General features: G+C 44.8%; 18 protein-coding genes, 1 tRNA gene and 2 pseudogenes. 5 read left to right on the forward strand and 16 right to left on the reverse strand.

What is annotated here, in order from left to right; genetic code table 11:
- Positions 1-178 precede the first annotated feature (178 nt).
- On the forward strand, positions 179-895 hold the full coding sequence (locus HYV65_00785; protein MBI2462757.1) for a ComF family protein: 717 nt from the start codon (positions 179-181) through the stop codon (positions 893-895).
- On the opposite strand, the gene HYV65_00790 is transcribed toward HYV65_00785, so the two are convergent.
- Both HYV65_00790 and guaB read right to left on the reverse strand, forming a co-directional pair.
- Entirely contained in the window at positions 892-1,437 is a 546-nt protein-coding gene (locus HYV65_00790; protein MBI2462758.1) for a disulfide bond formation protein B, read from the reverse strand. The genes HYV65_00785 and HYV65_00790 overlap by 4 nt on opposite strands.
- A 95-nt stretch (positions 1,438-1,532) precedes the next feature.
- Positions 1,533-2,954 carry an IMP dehydrogenase gene (guaB, locus tag HYV65_00795; GenBank protein MBI2462759.1) on the reverse strand — a complete coding sequence of 474 codons (1,422 nt, stop codon included), beginning with the start codon at positions 2,952-2,954 and terminating at the stop codon, positions 1,533-1,535.
- A gap of 187 nt (positions 2,955-3,141) precedes the next feature.
- Here guaB and HYV65_00800 point away from each other — a divergent pair, with 187 nt between their 5' ends.
- Positions 3,142-4,746 (forward strand): alpha-amylase, encoded by a 1,605-nt coding sequence (locus HYV65_00800; protein ID MBI2462760.1) that lies wholly within the window; start codon positions 3,142-3,144, stop codon positions 4,744-4,746.
- 247 nt (positions 4,747-4,993) lie between these two features.
- Here the strand turns inward: HYV65_00800 and HYV65_00805 are convergent, their stop codons facing one another.
- The 7 genes from HYV65_00805 to HYV65_00835 form a co-directional block, all read right to left on the reverse strand.
- Positions 4,994-5,437: a dual specificity protein phosphatase family protein gene (locus HYV65_00805; GenBank protein MBI2462761.1), complete on the reverse strand. Its 444-nt coding sequence runs from the start codon at positions 5,435-5,437 to the stop codon at positions 4,994-4,996.
- 128 nt (positions 5,438-5,565) lie between these two features.
- On the reverse strand, positions 5,566-5,739 hold the full coding sequence (locus HYV65_00810; GenBank protein MBI2462762.1) for a hypothetical protein: 174 nt from the start codon (positions 5,737-5,739) through the stop codon (positions 5,566-5,568).
- 20 nt (positions 5,740-5,759) lie between these two features.
- Positions 5,760-6,143: a DoxX family protein gene (locus HYV65_00815; GenBank protein ID MBI2462763.1), complete on the reverse strand. Its 384-nt coding sequence runs from the start codon at positions 6,141-6,143 to the stop codon at positions 5,760-5,762.
- A gap of 296 nt (positions 6,144-6,439) precedes the next feature.
- Positions 6,440-6,634 carry a hypothetical protein gene (locus HYV65_00820; protein ID MBI2462764.1) on the reverse strand — a complete coding sequence of 65 codons (195 nt, stop codon included), beginning with the start codon at positions 6,632-6,634 and terminating at the stop codon, positions 6,440-6,442.
- A gap of 370 nt (positions 6,635-7,004) precedes the next feature.
- Positions 7,005-7,382, reverse strand: a complete 378-nt coding sequence (locus HYV65_00825) for a hypothetical protein (GenBank protein ID MBI2462765.1) — start codon at positions 7,380-7,382, stop codon at positions 7,005-7,007.
- Between the two features lie 176 nt (positions 7,383-7,558).
- Positions 7,559-8,539: a hypothetical protein gene (locus tag HYV65_00830; GenBank protein MBI2462766.1), complete on the reverse strand. Its 981-nt coding sequence runs from the start codon at positions 8,537-8,539 to the stop codon at positions 7,559-7,561.
- Positions 8,540-8,541: 2 nt separating this feature from the next.
- On the reverse strand, positions 8,542-8,715 hold the full coding sequence (locus HYV65_00835; GenBank protein ID MBI2462767.1) for a helix-turn-helix transcriptional regulator: 174 nt from the start codon (positions 8,713-8,715) through the stop codon (positions 8,542-8,544).
- A gap of 112 nt (positions 8,716-8,827) precedes the next feature.
- On the opposite strand from HYV65_00835, the gene HYV65_00840 reads away from it, so the two are divergent.
- The 3 genes and pseudogenes from HYV65_00840 (at position 8,828) to HYV65_00850 (ending at position 10,167) form a co-directional block, all read left to right on the forward strand.
- Positions 8,828-9,160, forward strand: a complete 333-nt coding sequence (locus HYV65_00840; GenBank protein MBI2462768.1) for a hypothetical protein — start codon at positions 8,828-8,830, stop codon at positions 9,158-9,160.
- Positions 9,130-9,630 (forward strand): annotated as a pseudogene (locus tag HYV65_00845) (recombinase family protein). The gene HYV65_00840 and the pseudogene HYV65_00845 overlap by 31 nt, the downstream one beginning before the upstream one ends.
- Before the next feature lie 402 nt (positions 9,631-10,032).
- A pseudogene (locus HYV65_00850) lies at positions 10,033-10,167 on the forward strand (hypothetical protein).
- A gap of 185 nt (positions 10,168-10,352) precedes the next feature.
- On the opposite strand, the gene HYV65_00855 reads toward HYV65_00850, so the two are convergent.
- The 7 genes from HYV65_00855 to HYV65_00885 all read right to left on the reverse strand — a co-directional run.
- Complete coding sequence (locus tag HYV65_00855) at positions 10,353-10,730, reverse strand: hypothetical protein (GenBank protein ID MBI2462769.1); 378 nt, start codon at positions 10,728-10,730, stop codon at positions 10,353-10,355.
- A tRNA-Ser gene (locus HYV65_00860) sits at positions 10,689-10,775 on the reverse strand. The genes HYV65_00855 and HYV65_00860 overlap by 42 nt, the downstream gene beginning before the upstream one ends.
- Before the next feature lie 194 nt (positions 10,776-10,969).
- A complete protein-coding gene (locus HYV65_00865; protein MBI2462770.1) occupies positions 10,970-11,563 on the reverse strand; it encodes a VTT domain-containing protein in 594 nt (197 codons plus the stop codon).
- Between the two features lie 23 nt (positions 11,564-11,586).
- Positions 11,587-11,916 carry a hypothetical protein gene (locus tag HYV65_00870; protein MBI2462771.1) on the reverse strand — a complete coding sequence of 110 codons (330 nt, stop codon included), beginning with the start codon at positions 11,914-11,916 and terminating at the stop codon, positions 11,587-11,589.
- A gap of 60 nt (positions 11,917-11,976) precedes the next feature.
- Entirely contained in the window at positions 11,977-13,593 is a 1,617-nt protein-coding gene (locus HYV65_00875) for an AAA family ATPase (GenBank protein ID MBI2462772.1), read from the reverse strand.
- Between the two features lie 46 nt (positions 13,594-13,639).
- Entirely contained in the window at positions 13,640-14,797 is a 1,158-nt protein-coding gene (locus tag HYV65_00880) for a glycosyltransferase family 4 protein (protein MBI2462773.1), read from the reverse strand.
- Positions 14,798-15,060: 263 nt separating this feature from the next.
- Positions 15,061-15,388 (reverse strand): hypothetical protein (locus HYV65_00885; protein MBI2462774.1); only part of this gene is annotated, 328 nt, incomplete at its 5' end.

Consider the following 15,388-nt stretch of genomic DNA (forward strand, 5'->3'; position numbering starts at 1 on the left):
TTTCCAATTTCTTACCTTGTATTTCTTCTTACCTCCTTTACTCTGTTTTCTTGATTGCTTTGATGGTTTATTGTTCATATCATCATTATACCAAGAACGCGGAGTAAGGTAGGTAAGAGGGATTTACTCAACAACGCCATTGAAAATTGTTAAATTGAAAATTGAAAATTAAGTATTTATGCCCATGTCCCTCCGCACCATTCTCGCAACAATAGGCTCTTCCTTCTTCCCTGCTCTCTGCATTTACTGCGGCAAAGAAAATAAGTGGCTTTGCGTGGAATGTACAAAAAAAGCAGAGCCATTCCCCCACGCCGTTTGTCCTGCCTGCGACGCTCGCGCGATTGATGGCAAATTAGAAGATTCTTGCACAGAAAAAACGGGCTTAACCCGTTTTTTCTGTGCTTATCCGCTGAAAAATCCCGTCGTTCGCGCGCTGGTGCATACCTATAAGTATCGCTACGGTTCAACACTTCACGAAACAATCTCTGCTTTGCTTGCGCAGTGGCTAAAATTTCAAAATGCGGGCGGCCTTTTTGATGATTCTTTTGTGATTGTAGCAGTGCCTCTGCACAAAGCGCGTCTAAACGCGCGCGGATTTAACCAGTCAGAGCTTCTTGCGCGCGATTTTGCGCAATATTTTGCAGTGCCACTTTTAACAAATGTGCTGGCAAGGACAAAAAATACTCCATCACAACTTGAGGTGCATAACAAAATCGCCCGCAGCCAAAACATGCAAAATGCTTTTGAAGTAACAAAAAATGACGCGCTGAAAGGTAGTCGCGTCATTTTAATTGATGATGTCTACACCAGCGGCGCAACAATGCGAGAATGCGCCGCGGCACTCCGTAAAGCAGGAGCAAGAGAGGTGTGGGGCGTTGCCTTTGCGCGAGGCTAAGAGCTAGCCGAGAACCTCTTACTAATGAACATCAAAAACAAAATCAGGGAAAACACTGTTAGCGACATCACTGGTATAGTTATGTACCCAAATTCAAGAACCTGCGGCTCGGAGCAAGAGACCGCTTCTTTTATTATAGAGCAAGTAATTGACTGCGCGCCCGAATACTGCAAATACGAATGATAGGCGGCGATAAGCGCGCCCACCAACGACAGCCCAATCACATAATCAACAATCCCCTTATCTTTTTTCCACAGCGCGATGGCCAAAATTAGCGCTTGCGGGTAAAGCGCGATACGCTGATACCAACACAGCGTGCATGGCGGAAGCGCCGCGATTTCCGAATAAAAAAGCGTGCCTGCCATCGCACCCGCGGCAAGAAGAAAAGCCAGTGGCAAAGCATTGCGCGCGACAAATGCAATCAGTTTGTCGTTTTTTTGTCTGCGCGCGAAAAAGTATACTAAACCTGCAACGAGCACAATTTGCCCTGCTATTATAGATAACGATAACGCTTTGCTAATTAAGAGGATTGTTGGACTCATAAACTTGAATAATGAATATAGAATCATGAATCATGTATGCCAAGCGTTGCTTCTTTGCATTCACTATTCACAATTCATGATTCAGTATTCTGTTTTTACACTTGATAGTTCCTCGGCGAGCTTTCACGCGCTCCCGCCTCTGTCATGCGCACAAACCTAGCTTTTTTCCAGAACTCGCTGATGTTTTTTGCGCCTGTGTAGCTCATGCCAGATTGCAGGCCATCAAGCAGTATCTGCAAAAACTTTTGCACCTCCCCCTTGTAAGTTACGCGGAAGCTGATGCCCTCGGGCGCGCGATCTTGGCGCTCGGCATTTGCTTCAACTTGCTGGCGGTCAATGGATGCGTCACGAGAGGCAAGTCCGCGATAAATCTTAAACGCCTCGCCGTCTTCAATATAATAAGTGCCGGGGGACTCGTAAGTGCCTGAAAACAAGTTCCCTATCATCACGGTTGAGGCGCCGGCAGCGATGGCCTTTGCCACGTCACCGGAATTTTTGATTCCCCCGTCCGCGATAAGCGGCACGTTGGCTTTTTTTACCACCGGCACAACGTCTAAAATTGCGGAAAGTTGAGGCACTCCCGCCCCCGCGACAATTCTGGTGGAGCACGCCGCTCCCGGGCCGATGCCAACTTTAATAGCGTCCGCTCCGGCTTTGATAAGATCCCGCGCGCCCTCTGCGGTTGCCACATTCCCCGCCACAACATCAATATCAAATTTCTTTTTTAAATCTTTGGTTAAATCAACACAGCGCTTGTGATGGCCGTGTGCAATATCTATCACAAGAACATCAGCGCCCGCTTCAACGAGAGCCTCGGCGCGCTCAACGCCATCTTTAACTCCCACTGCAGCGCCTACCAAAAGCTTGCCCTGCTTATCTTTTGCCGCACCTGCGTGCTCGCGCGCTTTTTGAAAGTCAGATGCGGTAATAAGGCCAATAAGTTTATCTTTGGCATCTACAAGCGGCAATTTTTCAATTTTGTGTTTGTCAAAAAGATAAAGCGCTTTTTCCGCGGTAATGCCTCTGGGTGCCGTAATAAGTTTTTCCCGCGGCGTCATGCAATCTTTCACTTTCCCATTTAAATTGTTCTTAAACCGCACGTCGCGCAACGTAATAATGCCCCGCACAGTACCATTATCGGCACATACTATTAATCCGCTTATATTATTTTCCCGCATTATGTTTACTGCCTGCTCAAGCGTGGCGTCCTGTGAAATTGTTGCCGGATCGTCTATGACCAAGTTTTGGGCGCGTTTTACCTTGCGCACCTCTACCGCCTGCTCTTCAATGCTTAAAAAACGGTGGATGACGCCTAGGCCTCCTTCCAACGCCATAGCAATTGCCATGCGCGATTCTGTAACCGTATCCATATTCGCGCTTACAATAGGACTTTTCAAATTCACGTTACGCGAAAATTTTGTACTAATATCAATTAACTTGCGGGACGAAATATCCGAATACTGCGGTATTAAAAGAATGTCATCATAAGTAAGCCCCGAAGGAAAATATTTTTTCATACCAAACAAATTCTATCAAATCTTCTTATTACTATCAATCAATCTTATGTCCTGTAACTGCTCATACCTCTCATAAATGACTTTACGTTGAGGTTAAACCTCAACAGCTTACATTGCTTGACTTTTATGATATGAAATTAGATGATTATACTCAATGTTATGTACATTAAAAACAGGGAGGATCACTATGGCAAACAAACTTTCGTGGTGGAAAAATGCTGTTGTGTATCAGATATATCCTTTGAGTTTTCGCGATACTAACCAGGATGGCGTGGGAGACCTAGAGGGAATTATTGAAAAACTAAAGTATCTTAATGACGGTACGGAAAAATCTTTGGGCATAGACGCTATCTGGCTTTCTCCTATCTATCCCTCCCCCTGGGCAGATTTCGGCTATGATGTATCAGATTACTGCGCTGTCCATCCAGCATTGGGAAACCTGGCAACATTTGATGCGCTCGTTGAGGAAGCTGGCAAGCGCGGCATAAAGATTATCATGGACTTGGTCGTTAATCACACCTCGCAAGAGCATCCGTGGTTTCAGGAATCGCGCTCAAGTACGGACAATCCCAAACGCACTTGGTATATATGGCAAGATGAAAATGAGGAGGAGGGACCGCCCAACAATTGGCCTTCCTTTTTCGGAGGATCTGCCTGGACTCGAGACGCGCGTACAAATCAATATTATTTGCATAAATTTTTGCCCGAACAGCCGGATCTTAATCTGTGGAATCCGGAGGTTCAAGAAGCCATTCTTGCCAGCGTACGATTCTGGCTTGAAAGAGGTGTTGCCGGCTTCCGCATAGACGTAGCGGATTTGCTTTTGGAAGATAATTCCTTCGCTGACGCCCCTGTGATAAACGCGCCTGTTGGTCATGATGTCGCGGAGCCCATCAGATGGGAAAAAGTCTACTGGCGGCCGGAAACTCATGAATTTCTAAAAAAACTTCGCAAGCTGCTGGACGAATATGGAGCAATTGGCATTGGCGAAGTAAGCCCCGCGCATATGCTAGATTTTTATGGAGCGGAAGACGATGAATTGCAACTGCCGTTTAACTTTTCCCTCATAGGAATGCCGTGGAGCGCCGCGCCAATCCGTTCTGCAATAAATAGTTATGAATCTTCGCTTGGCAATGGACAATGGCCTAATTATGTTTTAGGAAATCACGACAACAAGCGTCTCTCCTCGCGTATAGGACCAGAAAACGCGCGCGCCGCCGCGCTAATGTTGCTCACATTGCGCGGAACTATATTTCTTTATTACGGCGATGAAATTGGAATGGAAGACGTTCCGATGAATCGCGACCAGCTCAAAGATACGCCGAGCCTGCGCTTTTCTCACAAAGAAAGCCGTGACCCCGCGCGAACACCCATGCAATGGAGCAACGAATTTGCCGCGGGGTTTTCGGGAGCGGAACCGTGGTTGCCGATCCATGAAAATTGTCAAACCCTCAATGTAGAAGCACAGGATAAAGACAGGCTTTCTCTGCTTGCGCTTTATCGCCGCCTTATACATTTACGTAAAAAATCTGTCGCGCTAAGCTCTGGTGCGTATGAATCGCTTTACGTGATCCCAAAAACAATTCTTGCGTACCGCCGCTATACAACCAGCGAAGAATATCTAATAATCATAAATTTCACCGATAAAACCGTTCGGCCGGATCTTTCGGAATATCACTTCAGTGGCTGCTGCGTTCTTTCAACGCATTCTTTGTATAATACAAAGCAACCTAAATTGCTACAAAAAATTATACTGCGTCCACGAGAGGGTAAAGTATTTAGAATATATTAAAGCGCCTAGCACAGACTCGCGGAAAGCCCGCTCGGAATAACTGGTATGGACCCTATAGGCCAACCCTGTATTGCCTGTAAATAGGAGCACTGGAAATTTTTTACGCCTCGCACGCCGCCTTGCGGCAGGTTCGGCTAAAATTTCCGCTGTCCTCGACAATAAAAAATGAAAACGGAAAGGCCTCTACTTTTACATAGAGGCCTTTATTCTATCTATAAAAAAGGATAGCCAGTTGAAAATCCATAAATTATTTATTTTTCGCGTAGTCTTCCAAGGCTTTTTTTTGAGAGTCATTAATATGTATAGACGTTCTTTTTGATTTAATGAACTCTATGGCTTCGTCTACGAATTTTCCTTGTTTAATAAAATAAGCCGCGACCAGCGTGGGAGCGCGCCCGTGTCCGTTCTTACAATGCACGTATACCCTCTTTTTCATTTCCACTATTTTCTCAAGAACCGACACTCCGAATTCCAATTGATCTTTTGTTGGAGCTTCGTGATTTGGCACCGGAATCCATACATAAAATTCAACGCCAAACGGAGCATCCAGCCGATTTTCTTCAAGCGATAAGTCCGCGCCCACTCCATCGCTCTTTAATTTTTCATCAAAATGAGTCTGGCAGCACTGGTTAGTGCCTATATAGATGCCGTCGGAAATATAATCAAAGTCCAGTATGTTGTCTGTATGCATATTGATTATAAAAGTTAATGCAATTTCTACTTTTAATCTAACTGGCCGCACTACTCGTTGCCGCGCAAATAAAACTTGGAGCTGCGGCAACGAGAGACAGATAAAATAACTATAGAATTCCTATATTACTAACATCCACAATCACACGTCTTTCCGTCTTTGTGTTCCTGCCCGCAATTTGAACATGTCTTGCTCGCATCTTCTTTATGTTCATCGTGGGTGTGTTCTTTATGCGCTTCGCATGGACATACGCATGCCATGCATGAATTTGCTTCTTTTGTGGCATCCTTTTGATCTTCCATATTTTTGTTAATTAATTATTTTACCAAAGTTTAATTGACCCGCCACCACTTAAAATAATAGCAATGTTTGCGGCAAGTAGTATAAAATCAAACTCCCAACCAGTTTTATCCATTGCCGAAAATGGGACGTGCCACTGCATTATTTTCATTACGATAGCGCCTACCATCACAATAGCAAGCACTAAAGCGGCAATTTGAGTATACATTCCAAATATAAGACCAAGTGAAGCTAAAAATTCCACTGATCCTAGCATGAAAACCGCAATAGTTGGCGCGCCCATTGCCGTTGCCATACCTTTGGCGTTTTTTAATTTCGGAAACGCGTGATACAAAAATATAACCGAAATTACTAGGCGCAATAAAAATAAACCGAAATTGTTGAATTGTATTAGTTGTTCAAGCATATTGCGTTAGTTAATTTTTTAATTTTCGACCTTTGATTATAAAAATAGCAAATAAGAAGATAGTCAAACGCTGTGGCTATAAAGGTCCACACAATCGCTAAAGCCAAATAATACTGCAAAAATCTCCTTGTACTTTTTTAAGCAACACCCAAAGCGTAACAGCGACGCCGATAGGCATAACAATTCAGCCGATCATAGAAAGCGGCACGACAAAGAAAAAAGCCACGCCAAGAACGTAGCCGATAAACCAGGTGCCCAAGCCCCACCCCAATGCGTCTTTAAGTAATTTTGTTGGCTCATAGGATATTATAAATGCGAAGCCCGCTTTCGCTAAAGCTACGTCGTGGCGAAGGCGGTGATGTATTAGCCTTTGCGCGAACCCACTTCGCACGCGCGAAGCGTGTGGTGGCTTGAAACTGCCTCGTACGCTCCGATTGCGTGGTGATGATAGACAATGCGCCTCGGACACGCTCGCGGACTCGCGTGTGCAAAAGGAAATTTTTGGTTTTGCTTCGCCGTTTCAGTCTCCGAAAAGAGCAATCTTATTTTAACATCTTTCTTTGCTCTTTTCTCCACCCTCACGGCGACCGAGGCGCTTCCTCTCCGCGTTCTGTAGTAGCTCTAAACTCTGTGGCTTCGATACTGGTCGTGGTAACTCAAAGAATATGGATTGTGCTAGGCACAAACAAATCTTATTGTGCTTGCCCCGCCCGCCCTGTGCGCGCACAAATCCCCGCCGTTTTTAGGAGATATTATAAAACGGCGGGGATTGCTCCCTTGAAATTAAATATTGAAAGATGAAAGAGCCCCAAGCAGATGTTATCTGCAAGGGGCTCTGATTTGTAGAGACCAGTAGCTCGCTTACGCGGCGACGGCCTCGGGGTTGAAGTTCGGAAGACGGCTCTTGACCGCTTCCACCACGGCGTCGAGGTCGATGCCCGCGCCACGATTGTCGATGGCGTGGTTCAGCGTCTTCGAGTCCACGCCCGCGAGCTGACCGAGCTGGTGCGCGCGGAGCACGGCAATGGTCTTGCCGACATCGCGCTTGCAGACATCGCTCCAGAGCATGTAGATGCGCTCCTCGTAGATGCCGAGTGTGTCGAGCATCAGAAGGCTGCTGAGTCCGCCACCGAACGCGTCGGGGTCAACCCTCTCGCCCTTCGACAGAAGCTCCATGCACGCGGTGAGCGCATCGGGGTTTCCGCCGCCCATGGTCATGATGACGTCTCGAACAGACATGTCCAATTTGATTCTCTCGTTAGCCATTTCTGTCTCCTTCTCTTTGGTTGGGAATGTGCTTGTTTTGAGCCACCATAGCTCAAAATCGAAGTCTGCTACTATCCTAGCATACCAACGCCTTTCTGTCAAAGGCAAAAGGGTGGCTGATTTGTCATGCCACTATGTCTGTATTTGGGTTATTTCTGCAAACAATACTGTAGGAAAACCATAACCACATTCATCATTAGTAGCGCGTCTGAAGCGGTAGCGTCTTTCGTCGTGGGTTTTGCCGTGCTGTTTGTTGCTCGTTCAGATGTAATGAATCCTTGGATCACACTCACGAGCGGCTCAGTGAATCGGTTTACGGGAATTATCCCACCTTCCTTTGCTTTCTGAAGTAATTTCCCAACCTCACCTTTTCCACTTTTTCCCTCCTCACCGACGAGAACTTGTAAGAATCGTTGAACGGCTCGATGGGCCTTAGTTATGGCTTCAGCATAATTTTCTTCTCGATAATCTTCGAACATCAACGCCAAATCCGTACTGACTGATTTCCATTTTGGATCCGCGAGAATACTAAGTGTTGGAATGTAAACTTCCTCTGTTATTCTGTAGTCTTGCCGTGGTACAAATCCGTTTCTTGTCACTAACTGATTTACCGCGAACTGTTCGAAAATATGGTTTAGACAGTTTGCAAGCCGATCAAATCTATTAAACGCTTCATCAACAAGTTTTTTCCGCTCGACATCATCTTGTGCCTCGTTTGCACGACGATAGTCAGAGTGATCTATATGATCCTCGGCAAATTTACTAAGCATACGAAAAACCATTGCGTCCGATTTTTCTCGCAGGAAGATGTGCTGAAAATCTGTTATCGCAGCTTTCATTCTCTCTGATTCATTGCCATAGCCGCCATAATAATGATCTCGTTGTGGTTGAACGGCATGCAGATGTCTACCAGGGCATTGTCTCAGAAAAGCATTGTTCAGATACTCAATAGTTTGCAAAATTTCCCTTGAGTATGACTCAACCCAACCACTATTTTTTAATTGCTGAAATGCAATTTGCTTTTCCTCATCAGTAAGATTGACCCAGTTCCTTAACGCTAATTGTGGTTGAATGTTTGATTCAACTTTTGGATCATTTTCTCCGTATAGTAAAAATTTTGGAATCTTCATATTTATTTCAAAAGTTCTCCGCTACTAACACCCAAAGCCTCGGCAATCTTGGCGATTGTCTCAAGTGTTGGATTTTGCTTTCCGGCTTCAAGGTTGCTGATATATGCTCTATCTATTCCAGTCGCACGATGTATGTCTCCTTGAGACAACCCTTTCGCTTCCCGAAGCTTTTTCATATTTTTTGCAAATCGTTGTGTTTCGGTGTCTTTCATGGGTATTCAAAGTAATTAACATCTGCACTTTAGCATTTTATTGTGTTTAATCGCAATAATGTGATATATTACATGTATGTTAGTAGCGGCGAAGCAAAACCAAAAATTTCCTTTCCATTTCTTTTTCCGCTTCGCGGCGGAGGGGTGGGGGGAGGAGGCGCGAGGAAAATGCAAGGAAATTTTTTGGTTTTTGCACACGCGAGTCCGCGAGCGTGTCCGAGGCGCATGTGCGAAGTGGGTTCGCGCAAAGGCTAATACATCACCGCAGAAAGAAACTTCCGAATCCGAAAGGTGGGAAGAAGCCCGCGCCGAAGGCGCGGGAGTGGGCAAAAGAGCCCGTCGCTTCGCGACGAATTGGGACGGGACGGGTGCGGTGAAATGGGCGGATTTGTCCTTGTTTCATATCTAAAAACTATTTATATGTCCAAACCAAAATATTTTCTATACGCGCGTAAGAGTACGGAGGACGATGATAGGCAAGTGATGTCCATTGAGGCACAGCTTTTTGAACTGCGAGAATTGGCGCGTAAAGAAAATCTTGAAATTCTTGCGGAATTTCAAGAGTCGAAAAGCGCAAAGACGCCGGGGCGCGAGGTGTTCGGCGAAATGTTCGCGAAAATTGAAAAACTAGATGGTGTCGGCATATTGGCGTGGCATCCCGACCGCCTCGCGCGTAACAGTATTGACGGTGGCAGGGTTATTTACGCCGTAGACACTCGCAAGGTTGTGTCTTTGCGCTTTCCGACATTTTGGTTTGAACCGACCCCGCAAGGGCTCTTTATGTTGCAAGTGGCGTTCGGGCAATCTAAATATTACAGTGATAATCTTTCCGATAATATCAAGCACGGCGTCCGCCAAAAATTGCGACGAGGCGAATGGTTGAATTTAGCTCCCTTTGGCTACACCAATAATCCGAAGGTGAGAAATATTGAGCCTCATCCGACAAATGCTCGCGTGGTTACTCTAGCGTTTCAAGAATACGCCAAAGGGTCGCATACTTTTATTTCGCTCGCGCAATTTTTGGCAGACTTGGGCGTGGTGACACGGAACCAAACGCCACTTGCCAAAGTTTCCATCAAACGACTTTTGACACATCGTGCATATCTCGGCTTCGTCAAACATGGTGATGAATGGTTTGATGGAAACTTTGAGCCAATTGTTACTCCCGCATTGTTTGAATCCGTGCAGAAAGTATTGCAAACGAAAGAAAGGCCGCGCAAAAGGAAAATCAAGCATGATTTTCCTTTCACTGGACTTTTTCGATGTGGCGAGTGTGGCGGTATGATTTCCGCGCAGTGGGCAACTGGAAAATCTGGCGGTCGTTATCGCTATTATCGGTGCTCGAAAAAGCGCGGCCACTGTTCGCAAGCGTATTTACAGGAAACTGAACTTACGCGACAAATCTGTGCACGGCTTCAAACAATCTCGCTTTGCGATCGCTATACCGACTGGATGTTGAACAAAGTGAAAATGTGGGAGCGCGAGGAAATTGGAGCGTCGCAAAGCGAGGTTCAAAATCTTTCCAATAGTATCAAAGCGAACGAGGAGCGCATGGAAAAACTACTCTCGGCGTATCTTGATGGCGATGTACCAAAAGAGGTTTATCTCAAACGAAAAGATGTTCTCATGCGCTCTCTCGCCGCTTTGAAGGAAAATATGAAAGATTTTGAACGCGGGAGAAACAATTGGGTCGAACCCTTGCGGGAATGGATTTTAGATACGAAACAAGCCAATTTTTTGTCCTCCTCCTCTGATTTGTACCAAATCAAGTCGTTCGTCCAAAAAATCGGAACGAACCCGCTGGTTCGTGACAAATCCGCCCATTTCACCGCACCCGTCCCGTCCCAATTCGTCGCGAAGCGACGGGCTCTTTTGCCCACTCCCGCGCCTTCGGCGCGGGCTTCTTCCCACCTTTCGGATTCGGAAGTTTCTTTCTGCGGAGGCGAGAGGATTCGAACCTCTGATACCCTTTCGGGCATAACAGTTTTCAAGACTGTCCCTTTCAACCGCTCAGGCACGCCTCCACGACTCTAAAATTTTCAAGCACCAATTTTCTCAGCCACAGGCTGATCCCCGCCAGAGGCGGGCAGGCGCCTCGGGCGGAAAAATTTAGTCATTCGGCTATTATTTCGAAATTCAAAATTCTAAATTCGAAATTAACTTAATGCCATGCAGTATACCCTAAATACCACCAAAATACAAACCTGCGAGAGCGTGCCTATCTTCTCCCCTTTATCGTCCTACGTATGGCCTCCACTATAGCGGGCAATATCGAAAATGCAATAACAACCACTATTAACTCAAAAACGTAATCCCCGATATCAGGAAAAAGATGCCCTAGCCAATACCCTACAAGTGTGATGGAACACACCCACAAAATGCCGCCTATGATGTTGAATAATGTAAACGTGCGATAGTTCATCTTTCCTACCCCTGCAAGCATGGGAGCAAATGTTCTGGCATAAGCCACGAACCTAGCAAGAATAATCGTCAATATTCCATATTTATCATAAAAAATCCTTGCCTGTTCTAGCCTATCCTTATGGAACAAAAAAGATTCTTCCTGACGAAAAAGCGCGGGCCCAACTTTTCTTCCAAACCAATACCCCGCCTGATCGCCCAGTATCGCCGCGATGCTACCGAATATTAATAATGGCAATAACGGCAAATCGCCCTGAGACGCAAGAATTCCAGCAATAAATAGAAGGGAGTCTCCGGGCAAAATAAAGCCTAGAAATGTGCCTGATTCGGCAAAAAGCGTAATAATAATCCCCATCAAACCGAAGGCCTGAATTAGTTGATCTGGATTCAAATAATTAAACATATACGCATGGATTATTTCGCGCGAGTACCTGGAGGTATCGAGGGGTTTGGCTCAAGCAAAGAAAATCCACCTTCTGGAGTAGAGAGGGCGAAAAGCATTCCGTTTGATTCATATCCACGAATTATACGCGGCTCAAGATTTGCAACGAACATACAAGTTCTTCCTGCAAGCACACTGGGGTCTGGAAAATAAGACGCGATCCCGGAGATAATTTGACGTGGAGTTTCCTCTCCAAAATCTACAGAAATCTTTAAGAGTTTGTCTGTATTTACGATTTTTTCTACTTCAAGGATTCGCCCTGCCTTAATTTCCACTTTAATAAATTCATCGTAAGAGATCATAGGTTTAAAAAGCTCGAGTGACCCGAGCTCCAATTATTATTATGCCACGATACCACATAATCAGCTACTCTTTTTCCCTTTAAAGTAATTATCCAATAGTCCTAGCTTTACAAGACGCGATCGTATAGCGCTGCTTTGCCTGCCAAACGTTTTTGCAATACTGGCAACAGAAACCTTGTCTGCAAAAAATTCTTGCAGTCTCGCGTCATGCTCTTGCGTCCATGGCTGATATGCGTTTGGATATTTCTCTCTGATTTTTGCAAGTGGTGTTGAGTTCGCCTTGGATTTTTTTTGCGCATTTACACTGAGCCGTATCGAAGTACCCGTGCATGCTTTTACGAATTGTTCGTGCATTAGATTAATTTCTTTTGTTGTCATCTTACTAAAGATAATTTCTACCTGTTCTGATTGCCCGCGAAAATCTACATCCTTTATTAGCACTTCGGGATGAACTTGAAATGTACGCTCGTTCCAGCCCAAAAGATGGAGTCCAGAAAGCCGACGTACGCGAGAAAGCGCGACGTAACCCTGACCAAATTCAAAAACATCCGTTAAGTCCATTACGGCTTCGTCCAAACTCATACCCTGGCTTTTATGAACAGTAATCGCCCAGGCAAGGCGAAGCGGCACTTGCGTTACGCTTGCGCACACACTGCCATTTTCCTCCACCGTCCATTCCATTGGCTCTACTTCAATCTCTCTGCCACTGTGAATTTTTACTATTGGATAACCAACATTTTCTACAAACCCCTGGACAATACCGAGCGTGCCATTAACAAATCCCTCTTTTGGATTATTCTTGGTAAACATAACTGCCGCGCTAACTTTCAAAGAAAGCGTGCTGGGTGATAAGCAATTTTTGATAAGAGTTTCTACTAGCGCCGGTGGGCCGTACGACGACATATCAAATGTTTTTGCGACAGACGAAATTCTTCCGAGCGTTTCTGTGTTTATACGGTCAACGTCAGCGTTATGAGAAAAAAGTTTTGGCACGTTTTGAGGAACAGCATTACGATCAATTTTTCTTTTGGCAATATGGTGTAGATGACCAGCTGCAAATTCATTATGGCGAATCGCAGAAAGCATATTAAGAAAGTCTTTGTCATCTTGGCGATATTGTTCTGTGAGATAGCACGCAATCGGATTAGCGCGTGTCCAAGCAGGAGATAGATACGCGAAGCGTGAAGGAGGCCATTCGACAAAGCTCAGGGCAAGCGCTTGTTGCCCAGGATCCATTCTTACCACGGGCGGCAATTGAAAAAAATCTCCTACAAAGATTACTTGCAAGCCTCCAAACGGATCGGTTTTTTGCATAACCTCGCAGCATACCGCGTCAACCATAGAAACTGTTTCCGCGGGCAACATAGATACTTCATCTATGATAAGAATCTTGCTGTTTCTTATGCGCTTTGCCACACGTTCGTTAGAGGCAATGCGATCAAGGTCGTATTTATCAAGCCGCGATTTTATTCCGATTCCGCTCCAAGAATGCACTGTCATGCCGCCAATATGCGTGGCGGCGATACCAGTTGAAGCGGTGATAGCTGGCTCGATTCCGTGGGAACGCAGCCAAGCAACGTATTGGTTGATCGTGTGAGTCTTGCCACTCCCCGGCTCACCTGTAAGAAATACATTGGCGCCAGTTTTTAAAATTGTGAGCGCGGCGTCTTGTGTCATTAATATACTATATAATAAGTAGATTAATTCACAAAATGCATGCCTATTAGGACAGCCTTGAACCAGATAGTTTTGACGCGCTTGTCAATACGGCCTTAATCTCTTCGCTTATAAGTCGGCTATCGAGAATTCTTTTTAGAGCATTGAGCTGCTTCGGAAGGACAGACTGCCCGCATAATTCCTGGACTCTATCTGCCACTTTTTCAATATCATCAAATGATATAACCATATTTTCAAGACCTACTTTGCTAAGTATTTCTGCGCAACCCATTTTATTGCTGACTAATACTGGCACGCCAAGACAGACTGCTTCCATCGGAACATTTCCAAAAGTTTCGAATGATGAGGGGCATATTATCAAACCTTGTGATATATAAAACTCCTTCAAACCTTCGGGTGCCATTGGCGGAAGAATCTCTATAGATTTTGGAATATTTTTTAAACGAGCATCTGAATTAGTAACAAAGCAAGCGCTATGTTTCCATTTACGCCTAAGGAGTTCTTTATGCAATAAGAAAAATAAGTCGAAATTCTTCACTCTTGAATAGCGCCCTACTGCTGCGATTCTACGCTCAACAGAGTACTCGACAGCGCAAGGATCCATGAAAATGCTTGATGCGGGATTAGGTATAACATAGCAATTTTTAATCCTATGCTTAATAACTTCCTCTTCTACAACACTTTTACATAATTGTGATGGGAAAATGATTTTAGCTGCTCTGGATACTATAGACTTTTCCATCAAAGCAAATAATGCCCTCATATGAGTGGGCTGGCTATCTGTCTCTCTAGACAAAACACCTGAATACCACAATACAACTGGAATGCCTTCTTTCTTGGCTACTATAGATATGAGCCAAGGAATATAATAGGTGCCGCTAAGCAAAACTATATCTGGATTAGTTTCTCTAAGTATATTCCTTATTATTTCCAATGGCTCACGATATGCATTCTCTACATCCCTTATGCTCTCGGCTTTTTTCATAATATCTATTATAGGCAAATGGTTAATGTTTATAATGTGGTGATCAAATGCCTCTGGCGCAAAATTACGAAAAAGCACCGGTCCTTTCATATAAGTCCGGCTGTTCAATTCTATTCCAACAAAATAATCTAGCCCGTATAGATGGTTAATCAGATTAATGTTGGAAGACGTAATGCCTCCCATATATTCTCTACTAAGATTTATTGCTATTTTCAGCATATTCGTTAAAAAGTTAGTTTTTACCTTGCCATCGTCTTGCGAGCTTCCTCTACGATTGCTAGCAATATATTACCTAAATTATGATCTAGCAAGACCTTAGCGTTTAGATACAACAATTCTTAATCTTATCCGCTCCTCCTAGGCTCCTCCTAGGGTCGTCAGACGACCCTAGATAATTAGACCTATAATTTATAAATCCTGGATATAAAACCATCCCGCTCATGCGGGATGGTTTAGGAGGGTCGGTCCGTCCTAGAGATAATCTACTTTATGGAAGTAATCGCTGTGCCGAGCGGATAGAAGTTTACGCCTGCTTCAATGTGATTGATGTGGTAGATGGCATCCCAGTCGTATCCTTCTGCTTCAAACTGCGCGGCGGTCATGTTGAGCCATTGGCGTTGGCCGACATCGCTGTCTGGGGCTGAAGATATTTTGTATACTTTGGGATCATATACTGTGCCATCCGCGTTTACTTCAATCACTAGATCGGCTGAGGTAAAGGCGTCCATTACTGTTTGCGATACACTCTTGACGTTGCTCCACTTGAGGTGGCCATAGGAGTTGAAGATATCCGGATTGAGGATCAATCTC

Source organism: Candidatus Spechtbacteria bacterium, assembly GCA_016188605.1.
Lineage (GTDB): Bacteria > Patescibacteriota > Minisyncoccia > Spechtbacterales > JACPHP01 > JACPHP01.